This is a genomic window from Nocardioides sp. N13(2025), assembly GCF_051912545.1.
Taxonomy (GTDB): Bacteria; Actinomycetota; Actinomycetes; order Propionibacteriales; family Nocardioidaceae; genus Nocardioides.
This window is the reverse complement of sequence record NZ_CP196809.1, coordinates 1,301,824-1,314,371: the sequence shown is the minus strand read 5'-3', so window position 1 is coordinate 1,314,371 and position 12,548 is coordinate 1,301,824. Positions and strand designations below refer to the sequence as shown.

13 protein-coding genes and 1 pseudogene are annotated in these 12,548 nt (G+C 71.6%); 5 read left to right on the top strand and 9 right to left on the bottom strand.

The features are described 5' to 3' along the window. Positions 1–57: 57 nt before the first annotated feature. On the bottom strand, positions 58–726 hold the full coding sequence (locus ACS3YM_RS06320) for a Type 1 glutamine amidotransferase-like domain-containing protein (protein ID WP_439939223.1): 669 nt from the start codon (positions 724–726) through the stop codon (positions 58–60). Between the two features lie 455 nt (positions 727–1,181). Here ACS3YM_RS06320 and ACS3YM_RS06315 point away from each other — a divergent pair, with 455 nt between their 5' ends. Then, entirely contained in the window at positions 1,182–2,195 is a 1,014-nt protein-coding gene (locus ACS3YM_RS06315; protein WP_439939222.1) for an App1 family protein, read from the top strand. Between the two features lie 29 nt (positions 2,196–2,224). Then, positions 2,225–2,638: a VOC family protein gene (locus ACS3YM_RS06310; protein ID WP_439939221.1), complete on the top strand. Its 414-nt coding sequence runs from the start codon at positions 2,225–2,227 to the stop codon at positions 2,636–2,638. Between the two features lie 23 nt (positions 2,639–2,661). On the opposite strand, the gene ACS3YM_RS06305 is transcribed toward ACS3YM_RS06310, so the two are convergent. The 4 genes from ACS3YM_RS06305 to ACS3YM_RS06290 all read right to left on the bottom strand — a co-directional run bounded on the left by ACS3YM_RS06305 (position 2,662) and on the right by ACS3YM_RS06290 (position 8,277). Continuing rightward, entirely contained in the window at positions 2,662–4,761 is a 2,100-nt protein-coding gene (locus ACS3YM_RS06305; RefSeq protein ID WP_439939220.1) for an elongation factor G-like protein EF-G2, read from the bottom strand. An 85-nt stretch (positions 4,762–4,846) separates the two neighbouring features. Then, positions 4,847–5,437 (bottom strand): class I SAM-dependent methyltransferase, encoded by a 591-nt coding sequence (locus ACS3YM_RS06300; protein WP_439939219.1) that lies wholly within the window; start codon positions 5,435–5,437, stop codon positions 4,847–4,849. Positions 5,438–5,483: 46 nt separating this feature from the next. Continuing rightward, positions 5,484–6,617 carry a serine hydrolase domain-containing protein gene (locus tag ACS3YM_RS06295; RefSeq protein ID WP_439939218.1) on the bottom strand — a complete coding sequence of 378 codons (1,134 nt, stop codon included), beginning with the start codon at positions 6,615–6,617 and terminating at the stop codon, positions 5,484–5,486. Between the two features lie 166 nt (positions 6,618–6,783). After that, the gene (locus ACS3YM_RS06290; RefSeq protein ID WP_439939217.1) at positions 6,784–8,277 is read right to left on the bottom strand and encodes a hypothetical protein; all 1,494 of its coding nucleotides are present in this window, start codon (positions 8,275–8,277) and stop codon (positions 6,784–6,786) included. Positions 8,278–8,406: 129 nt separating this feature from the next. Between ACS3YM_RS06290 and ACS3YM_RS06285 the strand changes: the two genes are divergently transcribed. The 3 genes from ACS3YM_RS06285 to ACS3YM_RS06275 all read left to right on the top strand — a co-directional run bounded on the left by ACS3YM_RS06285 (position 8,407) and on the right by ACS3YM_RS06275 (position 10,822). Next, on the top strand, positions 8,407–9,327 hold the full coding sequence (locus ACS3YM_RS06285) for a phytanoyl-CoA dioxygenase family protein (protein ID WP_439939216.1): 921 nt from the start codon (positions 8,407–8,409) through the stop codon (positions 9,325–9,327). A 161-nt stretch (positions 9,328–9,488) separates the two neighbouring features. Further along, entirely contained in the window at positions 9,489–10,016 is a 528-nt protein-coding gene (locus ACS3YM_RS06280; protein ID WP_439939215.1) for a SigE family RNA polymerase sigma factor, read from the top strand. A gap of 59 nt (positions 10,017–10,075) precedes the next feature. Next, complete coding sequence (locus ACS3YM_RS06275; protein ID WP_439939214.1) at positions 10,076–10,822, top strand: hypothetical protein; 747 nt, start codon at positions 10,076–10,078, stop codon at positions 10,820–10,822. Here the strand turns inward: ACS3YM_RS06275 and ACS3YM_RS06270 are convergent. The 4 genes and pseudogenes from ACS3YM_RS06270 to ACS3YM_RS06255 all read right to left on the bottom strand — a co-directional run bounded on the left by ACS3YM_RS06270 (position 10,819) and on the right by ACS3YM_RS06255 (position 12,541). Continuing rightward, complete coding sequence (locus tag ACS3YM_RS06270) at positions 10,819–11,013, bottom strand: hypothetical protein (protein WP_439939933.1); 195 nt, start codon at positions 11,011–11,013, stop codon at positions 10,819–10,821. The genes ACS3YM_RS06275 and ACS3YM_RS06270 overlap by 4 nt on opposite strands. A gap of 3 nt (positions 11,014–11,016) precedes the next feature. Continuing rightward, positions 11,017–11,064: pseudogene (locus ACS3YM_RS06265) on the bottom strand (hypothetical protein); the annotation flags it as partial. Between the two features lie 17 nt (positions 11,065–11,081). Next, a complete protein-coding gene (locus ACS3YM_RS06260; protein ID WP_439939932.1) occupies positions 11,082–11,252 on the bottom strand; it encodes a hypothetical protein in 171 nt (56 codons plus the stop codon). 77 nt (positions 11,253–11,329) lie between these two features. Next, entirely contained in the window at positions 11,330–12,541 is a 1,212-nt protein-coding gene (locus ACS3YM_RS06255; RefSeq protein WP_439939213.1) for a glycoside hydrolase family 16 protein, read from the bottom strand. Positions 12,542–12,548 lie beyond the last annotated feature (7 nt).

Sequence of the window (12,548 nt, the reverse complement as noted above, 5' to 3'; positions counted from 1 at the left end):
TCCCGCTCGCGTCGGTGCCGGTCGACGCGAACGAGCCCGCAGCCGTGTAGCCGGCCCTCACAGCCGCCGCCACAGGCCCTCCGAGACGACCTCGACGGTGCCGTCGACGACCGTGATCGCGGTCTGGTCGTCCACGGCGTAGGCCGGGCCGGAGATGCCGGCGGCCCACTGCTCCGCCTCGGCCATGCTGTTGCCCGGCATGCCGTCGGGAGCCAGGTGCGGGCAGATCGAGAAGTCGACGAGCCCCAGCGTGGACTCGTCGCCGCACGGTGGCCGCCACTGGATGAAGTCCTGCCCGACCTCGGGCGTCATCACCATGCTGCCCGCGCTCAGGCCCACCCACACCGTGTCGTCCAGCGACGGGATCAGGTCGGCCAGCCCGGACTCCCGCATCCAGTGACACAGGTAGAGGACGTCGCCGCCCGCCGCGAGGAGCACGTCGGTCTCCTGCACCAGAGGGACCCAGCGCTCCTCGTCGAGGCTGGGCAGGGCGGTGAGCTCCAGCACGCCCATCGACCTCCACCCCAGGTCGACCATGGGGTTCCTGGGCTCCCGCCCGCTGGTGAACTGCCACGCCCGCTCCCCGGGACCGACGTTGGGGTGCCCGTACATCGCGGTGGGGATGCACAGGGCGCTGGAGTCGGCGATGGGCTTGCCGAGCATCTCGACGAGCGCGTCACGGATGCTGGCGTTCGTGACGCCCCCGGACGTGAGAAGCAGCTTCACGGGTCCTCCCGAGCTCGATGGCCATGGCGGCGCTGCCCCGACCGTACGACGTCCGCCCCGGGGACGTCATCGTCCGCGCACCACCCGCACTCGACGAACGAGACTGCGCCTCGTGCTGGGGACCAGACGCCCCGCGACCACCTTTCTCGAGCCGCAGAGCGTCCTGCCGGGATCAGCGCGTCGGTGCAGTCGTCCCCTGTGCGACTGCAGAACGCTCCCGAAGGACTTGAGCGAGGTCAGCCAGGACGTCGATGGACGTTCGAGGTGCTGGCAGCTCGTTCATGGCCTCGAAGGTACGCGCGTCTCGCCGGCTCGGCAGGCACTTGAGGATTTCTGGGGACAGCCGACGTGGAAGGTTCGATCGATGACCGGGGTGGTCCGGCCCGGACCCGTGTCAGGGGCTTGCCGCGGTGGCGCGGGCGAACGGCGTCAGGGGGTAGCCCTACGGTGGTTGCATGGACGTCCGCCGCCTCGCCGTCGCCATCGAGCGCACGTGGGACCGGGTCCGCCTCCGCGGTGACCGCGCGCCGGCGCACTTCCGCATCGAGCCCTACATCGGCCACGCCGGCCCGGCGGGCGCCTTCGTGCGGGGGCGGGTGCTGGACAACCCGCTGGGGTCGGAGGCCGTCGACGGCGAGGGCGTCGGGGCCGCCGTACGCCGCACGGTCGGCCACTTCCTGACCAACGACCTGCCCGGCGTCCCGCTCACGGTGACCGTCGCCAACGTCAGCGCCGAGACCGTCACCGACTCCGAGGGCTACTTCCACGTCCGGGTCCCGACGACGCCCGAGACCCTGGAGAGCCCGTGGACACGGGGATCGGTCGAGCTGCGCGGCGACTACCGCGGCACGACCGGGCCGCGGTCCGCACCCGTCGACGTACGGGTCCCGGGGGCCGGTGCGAGGTTCGGGATCCTCTCCGACGTCGACGACACCATCCTCCAGACCGGCGTCCAGCGAGCGGGCCGGATGGTGCTGCAGACCCTCACGGGCTCCGCGCTGACCCGGACGCCGTTCCCCGGGGCGGCGGAGCTCTACCGCGACCTCGCCGCGGGCGTGAACCCGGTCTTCTACGTCTCGTCGAGCCCGTGGAACCTGCACTCCTTCCTGGTCGAGTTCCTGCGCCACCGCGGGTTCCCTCTCGGCCCGGTGCTGCTGCGCGACCTGCTCGGCACCTGGGCCGGGCGCGAGCAGAAGCACGACCGCATCCGGGAGGTCCTCGACCTCCACCCGGACCTGCCGTTCGTCCTCCTGGGCGACTCCGGGGAGCACGACCCCCAGATCTACGCCGACATCGTGCGCGACTACCCGGACCGGATCCTCGCGGTCTACATCCGCGAGGTCCGGCTGGATCCGGGCGACGGGCGCGTGGAGGAGGTCTCGGACGCCTGGGGGTCCGAGGTCCCGTTCGTCCTGGCCGCGGACACCGACGTCGTACGCCGGCACGCGACGGGTCTCGACCTGCTCTGAGCCCGCGCGGCGGGTGCACGATGGGCAGCATGACGTCCTTCATCGCGCACACGACGATCGACTGTGCGAACGCCTTCGAGCACGCCGAGTGGTGGAAGCAGGTCCTCGGCTACGTCGAGGTCGCGGACGAGCCCTACGGGCCGGGTGACGAGGAGTGCCTGATCGCCTCGCCCGAGAGCGGCCAGAGGCTGCTGTTCGTGGAGGTGCCGGACGAGAAGCACGGCAAGAACCGCATCCACTTCGACATCCAGCCGCACGCGGGCAGTCGCGACGAGGAGGTGCGGCGCGTCGTCGCCCTCGGCGCGACGGAGGTGGCCGACCGGCGCGACCACTACGGTCCGGGCATCGGCTGGGTGGTCCTGCAGGACCCGTGGGGCAACGAGTTCTGCATCCTCCGCAGCGAGGAGGAGCGGGCCGCGAACCCCATGCAGCCGCGGTCCTAGTGGTGAAGCCCGGCGGAGCGGCATCACAGTGAGCGGGCGTCGGCCCCCAGCTTCGACGAGACCTGCTCCGGGACCCGCTCGTAGCGGGCGAAGGTGCGGGTGAACGACGCCGAGCCGTGGGAGAGCGAGCGCAGGTCCGCGGCGTAGCGGCGCAGCTCGAGCTGGGGCACGTGCGCCCGGACCACGACCATGCCCGGCTCGTCGGCCGGGTCGCTGCCCAGGACCTTGCCCCGCCGCGCGGACAGGTCGCCCATGACCGTCCCGATCAGGCCGTCGGCGACGAGCACCTCGACCTCGTCGAGCGGCTCGAGGAGGCACGTCCCTGCTCGTGTCGCTGCATCGCGCAGGGCCAGCCCGCCGGCTGTCTGGAACGCCATGTCGGAGGAGTCGACGCTGTGGGCCTTGCCGTCGGTCAGCGTGACCCTGAGGTCGACCGTCGGGTAGCCGGTCTCGAGCCCGTGGCTCATCTGCGACCGGACGCCCTTCTCGACCGAGGGGATGAACTGGCGGGGCACCGCACCCCCGACGACCCGGTCGACGAACTCGAACCCGGCACCCTGCGGCAGGGGCTCGACCTCGATGCTGCACACGGCGTACTGCCCGTGTCCGCCGCTCTGCTTGACGTGCCGGCCGTGGCCGGTGGCGGGGCGGACGAACGTCTCGCGCAGGGGCACCCGCAGCTCGACCTCGTCGACGGCTACGCCGTACCTGCTGGCGAGCCGGTCGAGCAGCACGTCGGCATGGGCCTCCCCCATCGTCCACAGCACGACCTGGTGAGTCTCCTCGTTGTGCTCGACGCGCAGGGTGGGGTCCTCGGCGGCGAGCCGCTGGAGGCCCGAGCCGAGCTTGTCCTCGTCACTCTTCGTCCGGACCTGGATCGCCACCGGCAGCTGCGGGTCGGGCATCTGCCACGGCTCCAGCACCAGCGGCAGGTCGACGGAGGCAAGGGTGTCGCTGGTCTCGGCCCGGCTGAGCCGCCCGATCGCGCACAGGTCGCCCGCGACCACGGCCGGGGCCGGGCGCTGGGCCTTGCCCAGCGGCACCGACAGGGACCCGATCCGCTCGTCCTCGTCGTGGTCCGGGTGGCTCGACGTCGGGTCGCCCCCGCTGTCCCAGGCCGAGCGGTGCCCGGACACGTGCACGGCCGCGTCCGGCAGGACGGTGCCCGAGAAGACGCGGACCAGGCTGACCCGCCCCAGGTAGGGGTCGGTCGTCGTCTTGACCACCTCCGCGACCAACGGTCCGGACGGGTCGCACGCGATCTCCGGGCCACGGCCGCCGGTCGGGGTCCAGACGGTCGGCATGGGGTGCTCGAGCGGCGAGGGGAAGCCGGCCACGATGAGGTCGAGCAGCTCGGCGGCACCCACCCCGGTGGTCGCGTCGACCGGCACCACCGGGTGGAGGGATCCCCGGGCGACGGCGAGCTCGAGGTCTCGGAGGAGGAGCTCGGTGTCGACGGGCTCGCCCGCCACGTAGCGCTCCATCAGCGTCTCGTCCTCGGACTCCTCGATGATCCCCTCGAGGAGGGCCGCCCGCTCCGCGTCATGCCCGTGGTCGTCGGAGATCAGGCCGACGAGACGCCCGCCGTCGTGGAGGTAGACCGGCAGCACCTTGTCGCCGAAGGCGCTCCGCGCCTGGGCGACGACCCCGTCGACGTCGGCGCGGGCGTGGTCGAGCTTGGTGACGGCCACGACCCGGGGCATGCCCACGTCGGCGCACTCGCGCCAGAGCGCTCGCGTCGGCTCGTCGACCCCTTCGTTGGCAGCGACGACGAACAGGGCACAGTCAGCCGCCCGGAGGCCGGCTCGCACCTCGCCCACGAAGTCGACGTAGCCGGGTGCGTCGAGCAGGTTGACCTTCACCCCGTCGTGCACCAGCGGTGCCAGGGCGAGGGCCACCGAGCGGTGCTGCCGGTGCTCGACCTCCTCGAAGTCGCACACCGTGGTGCCGTCCTCGATGCTGCCGGCCCTGTTCAGCACCCCGGCCTCGACCAGCAGCCGCTCGACGAGGGTGGTCTTGCCCGCACCCGCCGCACCCACGACCAGGACGTTGCGGATCCCCTCCGGCCGGACTGCGACCGGAGGGCCGGCCTGGTTGACAGCGCCGCCCGATTCTCTGCTCACCGTGGCCGCTCCTGCTCCGTGTTCCGACGGTCCAAGACGTGTCAGCTCACTCTCGCCCGATCCGCCCCCGCGAGGCAAGGGTGAGTCACCCGGGACGGCGGGCGATGACGTGGAGGACGTGCCAGTGCTTCACGGCGCCGTTGAACGACGGAGCGTCCCGCTCCTCCTCGAGGACCTCCACGACGTCGAAGCCCGTCAGCAGGTCGTCGACGTCCGAACGGTCGTGGAAGCTCAGCTGCGGTGCGCTGCTCCAGTCGTCACGCCACCCGAACAGGTCGACGGCGATCCAGCCTCCCGGCCGCACACTGGCGACGATGCGCTCCCAGAGCGCGGCGAAGTCCGCCCGCGGCACGAAGGGCAGGCTCAGGCTGCCGTGGACCAGGTCGGTCGGCGCGAGCGCCACCTCGCGCAGGTCGGACACGACGGTGTCCACCTGACCGGCGGCCACGAGGTCGGCCAGGCGAGGCGGCATCGAGGGATCCGCATCCACCGCCGTCACGTGCCAGCCGGCCGTCACCAGCGCGCGTGTCTCCACGCCACTGCCGCAGCCCAGGTCGACCGCCCGTCGCCCGTGCCCCGGGCCCGCGAGCTCGAGGAGCCTCGTGGTGAGCGGGCGCGGCTGCCGGTCCATCTGGGCGTCGTTGTAGTCCTGCCAGCTCACCTTTCCGTCGGCCACGCGGTCAGGCTGCCACAGGCTCCAGACATGCACGTAGGGGTCGGCCTCAGGCCACGTCCGGGTCGAGTGCCGGAACGATGGCCAGGTCGACCATGGTCTGCCAGACGCGAGCATCGAAGCCGGTGGTGTCGTCGATCCACGTGGATGCGACCACGACCAGACGCAGGTCAGGGACGACCTCGATGATCTGCCCGCCGTACCCGATCGCCGCGAACGCCGGGTGACCGCCGGCCGAGGTGACCCACCACTGGTAGCCGTAGCCGGGTCCCCCGAAGCCACCGACTCCCGTGCGGACGGCGGCAGTGGTCGCCTCCTCGATCCACCCGCTGGGAACCACCTGTCGGCCCTCCCACGCTCCGCCGAGGAGGTACAGGTTGCCCAGCTTGACCATGTCCGCAGCGGTCAGCTTCAGGGTGCCCCAGCCGACGTTGATGCCCTGCGGGTCGCGCGGCCAGGCGAACCCTGCCTCTTCGTAGACCCGGAACCGGCGCTCCCCGACGCGACCAGGCGCCTCGGCCAGCACGGGCTGGAATGCTGGCGTGGTGTCGATCCCGAGCGGGTCGAATAGCTTCTCCCTCGCGTAGGCCAGGAGCGGCCTGCCCGAGGCCTCGACCAGGATGGCGGCCAGCACGTGGCTGCCCACGCTGGAGTAGGCGAAGCCCTGGCCGGGGGGCTGGGCCGTCCCCCGCTGCAGGATGCCGGCGACCCAGTCGCTTCCGGAGGCTCGCGGGCCCGCGCTGCCATCAGGTGGGAGCCCCGCCGTCATGGTGAGCAGCTGTCGGACGGTGATCGCGCCCACCTCGCGCGTCATCTCGTCGGCGTAGGAGGGAAGGAGCTCGTCCAGCTCCTGGTCGAGCTCGAGGAGACCCTCGGACACCGCGATGCCGATCAGTGTGGACAGGACGCTCTTGGTGACCGACGCGACCTCTGCGGACTCGCTGGTGCTGCTGTCGTAGTAGCGCTCGACCACCGTCGTGCCGTCGACCGAGACCAGGATCGCCCGTCGGTTGCGCATGCCAGGAGACAGGCTGTCGTCCACGAAACCATCGACCACGGCCCCCAGGTCCGCAGTGGTCGGTCCTGCGGGCGGTGCCGGTGGGGACGAGCTGCAGCCGGCCAGCAGGACGGTGACCAGGACCAGGATCTGAGCGGTCGCGACCTGGCGCAGGTCTGAACGCATCGCTCGCCGCCCTCCCTCCTGGGAGTCCCATCCACTGCGCTCGACGGCAGGCATTGCCTGAGAACGCCGACCCGATCCATCGAAAATACGCTCGCTGCCCTCACCCGTCGACACCTCGTATCTACCCTTGCGGGCTTCCCCGGTTGTTCGGAGACTGACCAGGTCATCAGGTGACGTAGACGTCGACGCCGGGTGGTGCGTCGAGGATCCTCCGGGCGTGTTCGGGGTGGAGGCGGTGGGTGCCGGTGTGGTCGACGAGGAACCCGAGGCCGTGTGGGGTGAGCCAGACGTAGCGGCCTTCGCCGCACTGGCGTGACTGGTAGCCCGCGTGGGTCTTCCAGCGGTGGTGTTGCCGGCCGAGGGGGCCGGAGTTGTGGGAGCCGGTCTGGTCCGGCGGGGGATCTCGCTCGTCGTCGCCGTGGTCGTACGGCGTGGGGTGGTCGAGGTCGACGTGGCGGCTGGTGGAGCCGGCCCAGGGCCAGTAGTCGCCGCCGGTGACGAGGTGGACCTGGTCGCGCAGCGACTCGGGGTGCTCGTAGGCGGTGAGCCGGACCCGGTCGGAGAGGTCCTTGACGGGCTGGACCTTCAGCCTGGTGCGGGCCAGCAGCTCGGCGAGCCGGGTCAGGGTGACCGCGCCGAGGCCCTCCACGCGCGCGACGCCGCTTTCCCCATGCAGCGCGGCTTCGTGGAGGTGGACGTGCAGCACGGCTCTGGGGGCCAGGGGTGTGAGATCGAGGACGCGGAGCGCGTCGAGGAGGTCGGCGGGGAACGCGAAGGCTCGCGCCATCACCGGTTCCGCCTTCTCCGGCTCGTCTGGCTCCTCCGGCTCGTCGAGCCCCAGGTCCAGGTCCAGGTCCAGCTCGGGCTCGTGCTCGTGCTCGTGCTCAGAGGTGGTGTGTTCGAGGAGCAGGGTGAAGAGCTCGGCGGGGCGGGCCAGCCACCCGAAGGCGATGGCGCGCAGCGTGTCGGGGTGGGCCTCTGGGTGGAGCGGCTCGATGATCTCCGCGACCCGGGTCACGGTGGCATCCACGGCCACGGCATCTCCGGCCTCGATGCGGGCGAACAGGGTGCGCAGGCCGTACTCGTCGGTGCGGCTCATCCGCGTGTAGCGGCGGCGCCGCTCGGCTTCGCACGCCTCGTCGTGGAGGGCGGGGTCGGCCTCGATGATCTTGGCGGCCGCGACGTCGAGGATCCGGCGGATGCCCTCGGTGGCGATCATCCGCGACAGGGCGCTGTCGACGAGACCGACCCTGTCGAGGGGGAGGTGGCGGGAGAGCTTCGCGATCCGGCGGGCCACCCACACCTCGGCCTCGCCACGTCGGCACACGGCCCAGATCAGGGGCAGGCGGTGCTCGAGGTCGAGCACGTCAGCCAGCGCGTGCTGGGTGGCGGTGACGCCCGCGCCGCGGGCCAGGGCGATCTCGCCGAGGCTGAAGTCCTGCACCCCGGGGGTGCCATCGCCGCCGACCTGGCGCAGCACGTTGCCGACCTGCCGCGCCCGCCGGCCGTCGGGGCCCTGGGTCGGGTCGGTGGAGTGCAGGCTCGCCCAGGCCGAGAGGACCTCGAGCTTGTGGACCTCCGCGAGCCGGGCGGCTCGCTCGGCCTCGGTCGAGGCGGCCAGGAGCCCGGCTGGGTCGAGGTCCAGGAGGTCGGTGGTCATGCGAACAACGCTAGACGAGGCCACCGACATCCTGACCAGCCCGAACGTATCTGTGGAGAACTATTTTCGAACACTGCGTCGGGTGAAACCGAGGTGCACCGTCCCACGATCTCCGGATAGGACTGGGGCATGGACCTGGGCGCAGCAGCGAGAGCGTGGAACGACGACGGCTTCGTGATCCTGCCTGCGTACCTGCCCGCCGAGGTGCTCGCGCCAGCCGTGGGTGACCTCGGGTTGCTGTTCCCCTCAGCGGACGACTTCCACGACGGCGTGGACCCGGGACGGAACGCACGGTTCCTGGGTGACGAGTTCAACGGCATCGACAGCTTCCCGTTCGGGAACCTCGCCCTCAACCGCGTGCCGGTCTGCGAGCCACTCGTCTCGTTGGCCTCGACGCTGCTCGGCACCTCGGACATCCGGCTCTACTCCGCGGAGGCGTGGGCGAAGTACGAGGGCGCAGCGGACTACGACCAGGACCTGCACCGCGACTACCTCAACCACACGATCCTGGTGCCATCCAGGGATCCGGCCTTCCGTCAGGTCGAGCTCTTCGTCTTCCTGTGCGACGTGAGCACCGAGCTGGGTGCGCCGCGGATGGTCCCGCGGTCGAGCGTCACGGACGCGCTGCCGGCGAAGCCCAACTTCTTCCCGCGGAACGACCCGAGCGACGACGACGAGGGATTCGTCTCCCGCGGCCGTTCCGACCTGTACGACAGCGAGGTCCCGGCAACCGGGCCGGCCGGCACCGTCGTCGCCTTCCAGCCGCAGACAGTGCACCGCGGCTCCGCGATCACCCGACCCCGCGGCGCACGCTTCACGATGCACCTCAACTACCGACCGGTGGCTGCCGAGTGGGCCCACCGCCACGCCTGGGCCGATCGCAGCCACCACGCGCACTGGTACGAGTTCGTGGAGCAGGCAGGTCCCCGGCAGCTGGAGCTCTTCGGCTTTCCTCCGCCGGGACACGCGTACTGGACCCCCGAGACCCTGACGGGGGTCGCTGAGCGGTATCCCGGCCTCGACATGACTCCGTGGCGTTCGTCGCTCTGACGAGCACCGACCACGGGCCAGCGCGCACGGGTGGGCTGGACCACCGCGCGGTGGCGCGGCGATCTTGCCGGTCGTGTCAACGAGCGGGACGCTGGAGCATCTCATCCGGTATGGACGTTCTTGGCCGTCTGGAAGTCGTCGGGCGGGAAGAGGTGGGCCCCGTGGCCGAGCTCCGCGTGTGGACGCAAGCCGGCCGAGCCGCGGCCGTCTCCCAGCTGTTCATGGCCCACCACCGCCGCCTCGTCGGACTCGCCTCGGTCTTCGTCGATGACCGCGAGACCGCCGAGGAAGTCGTGCAGGACGCCTTCCTCACGCTCTACCGCCGCTGGCGACTGCTCCGGGACCCATCTGCGGCTGTCGCCTACCTGAACCAGTGCGTGGTCAACGGTGGGCGCCAACGTCTCCGTCGCGGTCGCACCCTGTCCGCCGTCACGCAGCGCTTGGAGGAGCCGGCGGACGCCTTCCCCTCGGCCGAGCAGAGCGCAGTCGTCCACCAGGACTCCGACCGGATGTGGCAGGCGATCTGCGCGTTGCCTCGTCGGCAGCGCGAGGTCGTCGTGCTCCGCTACTACCTCGACCAGTCCGAGGCCGAGATCGCCGAGACCCTCGGGATCTCCCGCGGCTCGGTGAAGACCCACGCGAGCCGCGGCCTGGTCGCGCTCTCCCGACGTCAGGACCTCGAGCCATGACACCGACCCCTCTCGAGCACCTCATCACTGCGGCGCTCACTGACCATGCGGAGGAAGCAATGAGCCGCACCGACACCGAGTCCGAGCTGCGCGAGACGCTGGACCTCGGGAACGAGGCGAGTCACCGTCGCCACCGCCGATGGGCGGTGGGTGGTCTCGTCGCAGCTGCCCTGGTCGTGTCCGGAGCAGTCCTCTGGCCCGCTGGGCACGAACCCGACTCTGCGACCAGCCCGACCCCGCCGACGACCTCGACCGCACCACTGAACGCGGACGAGCAGCTCGCCCACGACTTCGTGTCGGCGTACGCCGCCTTCGACCGCAGGCTCGCCGCGTCCTTCGTGGGGGATGACGCGACCCTGAGCCTCGGCAGCCGCTCGGGGAGGAACGGCTGGCTGCGGCACAACCGGCTCGACGAGGCACTCGACGCCGACACCCAGCTCGACGGGTGCTTCCAGACCGAGGCCCTGACCCCCGACGGGACGCAGGTCGGGTGCCTCTACACGTTCAACATCCTCGGTCTGGACGCACTCGGACGCGGCCCGTTCCCCGGCAACCTCTTCACCGTCACCGTCCGAGCCGGCGAAGTCGTCGACTTCGAGACGTCTGCGGGCGCGAACGACTACTTCGAGCTGGCCTGGGACCCGTTCTGGGCATGGATCGAGGACACCCACGCCTCCGAGGTCCCCGCCCTCGAGAAGGTGGACGAGCCCGACCTGCGGCCGAAGGAGCTCGACCGCGTGATCCGTCTCTGGAGGCGGATCGGCCAGGGGTACGTCGCGGCGCTGCGGGCCGGCACGGCCCACTAGGACGGGTGGCCGCCGCGCCCCTGGAGCTGCGTCTCCATCGCCTCGAGCCGCAGCTCGAGGCGATGCAGCGCGTCGAGCATCTCCTGCTCCTTGGACGACTCCTCCTCGTGGAGCGGCAGCTCCTCCTCACGGACGAAGAGCGCCGCGAGGGAGGCGCTCACCATCGCCAGCAGGAGGAACCCGAGGACCATCAGCAGCGCGGAGAGGAGGGCGCCGGCCGTGGTCTCGGGAGGCTCGCCGATGAAGCCGACCGTGGTGATCAGGCTGGTGGCCCACCACAGGCCCGCGGGAAGCTGTCCACGGTCCGGGTCTCGATCGCGGCCGCGGCGGCGGCGGACACCACGACGACCAGGACCGACGAGATCATGACCGGCACGAGCCACGCCGACGTGACGGGCAGCTTGCGGGTGCCGAGGACCAGGCGCTTCATGGGGTGCTCCCTCCGGACCGACAGGTCGACGGACCTGCCACCAGAGTAGGGACGTCGAGCACGCCCGGTCACGGACGTCAGCCGCCGGTCTCCCACACCCGCACCCAGTCGACGTACATGTGCTGGGGCAGGTGCCGCCCCTTGATCTTCGGGATCTCGTAGTCCGCGGCGATCAGGCTGAGGATGAGGAACTGGCGCTCCGCGGAGACGCCGCCGGTCATCCGCGCGGTCTCCTTGCCGTCGATGCGGAAGACGAGCGTGCGCGGCGTCCACTGCACCGAGAAGACGTGGTAGTTCTTCGACCAGCCGTCACGCCTGCTCGCGAGGTACGACGACGAGTTCGGGACCCATCCCCCTGACGTGACCCGGCGCCGCCCGTCGTAGCGGTGCGTGAAGGTGGCCAGCCCGCCCTGCGGGTGGCGGTCGCCGAAGTACTCGACGACGTCGATCTCGCTGCCGAGGGCACCGGGATACATGCCGCCGGTCGGCTGCATCCAGAAGGCCCCGTGCTGGCCGCGCTTCGGGTGGAACTTCACGCGTGCCGCCGCGACGCCGTAGCGGAAGGAGAACGCGTGCTGGGTGCCGATGTGCCCGTTGAGTCGGTAGGCGTAGCGGCCCGGCACCGCGTCGCGTCCGCGGATGCGGCACGTCGAGGTGGCGGCGGGGTCCTTGACGACGCTGAGCCGCACCGCGCCGCCGTCGACGCTGACGGCGCTGGGGTCGCCCTTGGAGCACGAGCGACGACTCCCGTGGACGTAGTCGCGCCCGCGGTGGCTCCACGCCTCGCGCAGGTGGGCTCCGGAGAACTCGTCGGTCCACGTCGGCTCGAGCCAGCGCGCCGCGCTCACCGTGCCGCTCGTGAGCGCAGGAAGACCGCGGGACCTCATGACCCGCACCCGGTACGTCAGGGGCTGGCCGTCCTCCGCCGCGGACCAGGCGAACTGCGCACGGCCGCGCCCGTCCTGCCGGGTCGTGACGACGCCGACCCATCCCGCGTCGCGCTGGACCTGGAGCTGGACCCGACGCCCCGCCCGCACCGGGCGCAGGGTGGCCGTGATCGCCGCCCTCGCGTCGTCGGGATCGGCGACCCGCGCGCCGTGCTGCACGATCCGGGGCAGCGCCTCCAGCCGGACCCGCTGCCCGGCGGCGCGGCGCACCGCGACGCTCGCGGGCGGCTCGTCGAGGGAGCTGGCCGAGCTGGTGGCCGAACCGGGCTCGGACCAGCCGAGCAGGGACGCGGGCGCGAGCAGCGCGAGCAGGCCGCACGTGAGGAGTCGTCGAGGGTGCACGTGCGTG

Coding starts and splice junctions, on each gene's coding strand:
- ACS3YM_RS06315 (WP_439939222.1), top strand. CDS start 1,182: ATGGACGTCCGCCGCCTCGCCGTCGCCATCGAGCGCACGTGGGACCGG.
- ACS3YM_RS06270 (WP_439939933.1), bottom strand. CDS start 11,013: ATGGTCCTCGGGTTCCTCCTGCTGGCGATGGTGAGCGCCTCCCTCGCG.
- ACS3YM_RS06285 (WP_439939216.1), top strand. CDS start 8,407: ATGGACCTGGGCGCAGCAGCGAGAGCGTGGAACGACGACGGCTTCGTG.
- ACS3YM_RS06275 (WP_439939214.1), top strand. CDS start 10,076: ATGAGCCGCACCGACACCGAGTCCGAGCTGCGCGAGACGCTGGACCTC.
- ACS3YM_RS06310 (WP_439939221.1), top strand. CDS start 2,225: ATGACGTCCTTCATCGCGCACACGACGATCGACTGTGCGAACGCCTTC.
- ACS3YM_RS06260 (WP_439939932.1), bottom strand. CDS start 11,252: ATGAAGCGCCTGGTCCTCGGCACCCGCAAGCTGCCCGTCACGTCGGCG.
- ACS3YM_RS06290 (WP_439939217.1), bottom strand. CDS start 8,277: ATGACCACCGACCTCCTGGACCTCGACCCAGCCGGGCTCCTGGCCGCC.
- ACS3YM_RS06295 (WP_439939218.1), bottom strand. CDS start 6,617: ATGCGTTCAGACCTGCGCCAGGTCGCGACCGCTCAGATCCTGGTCCTG.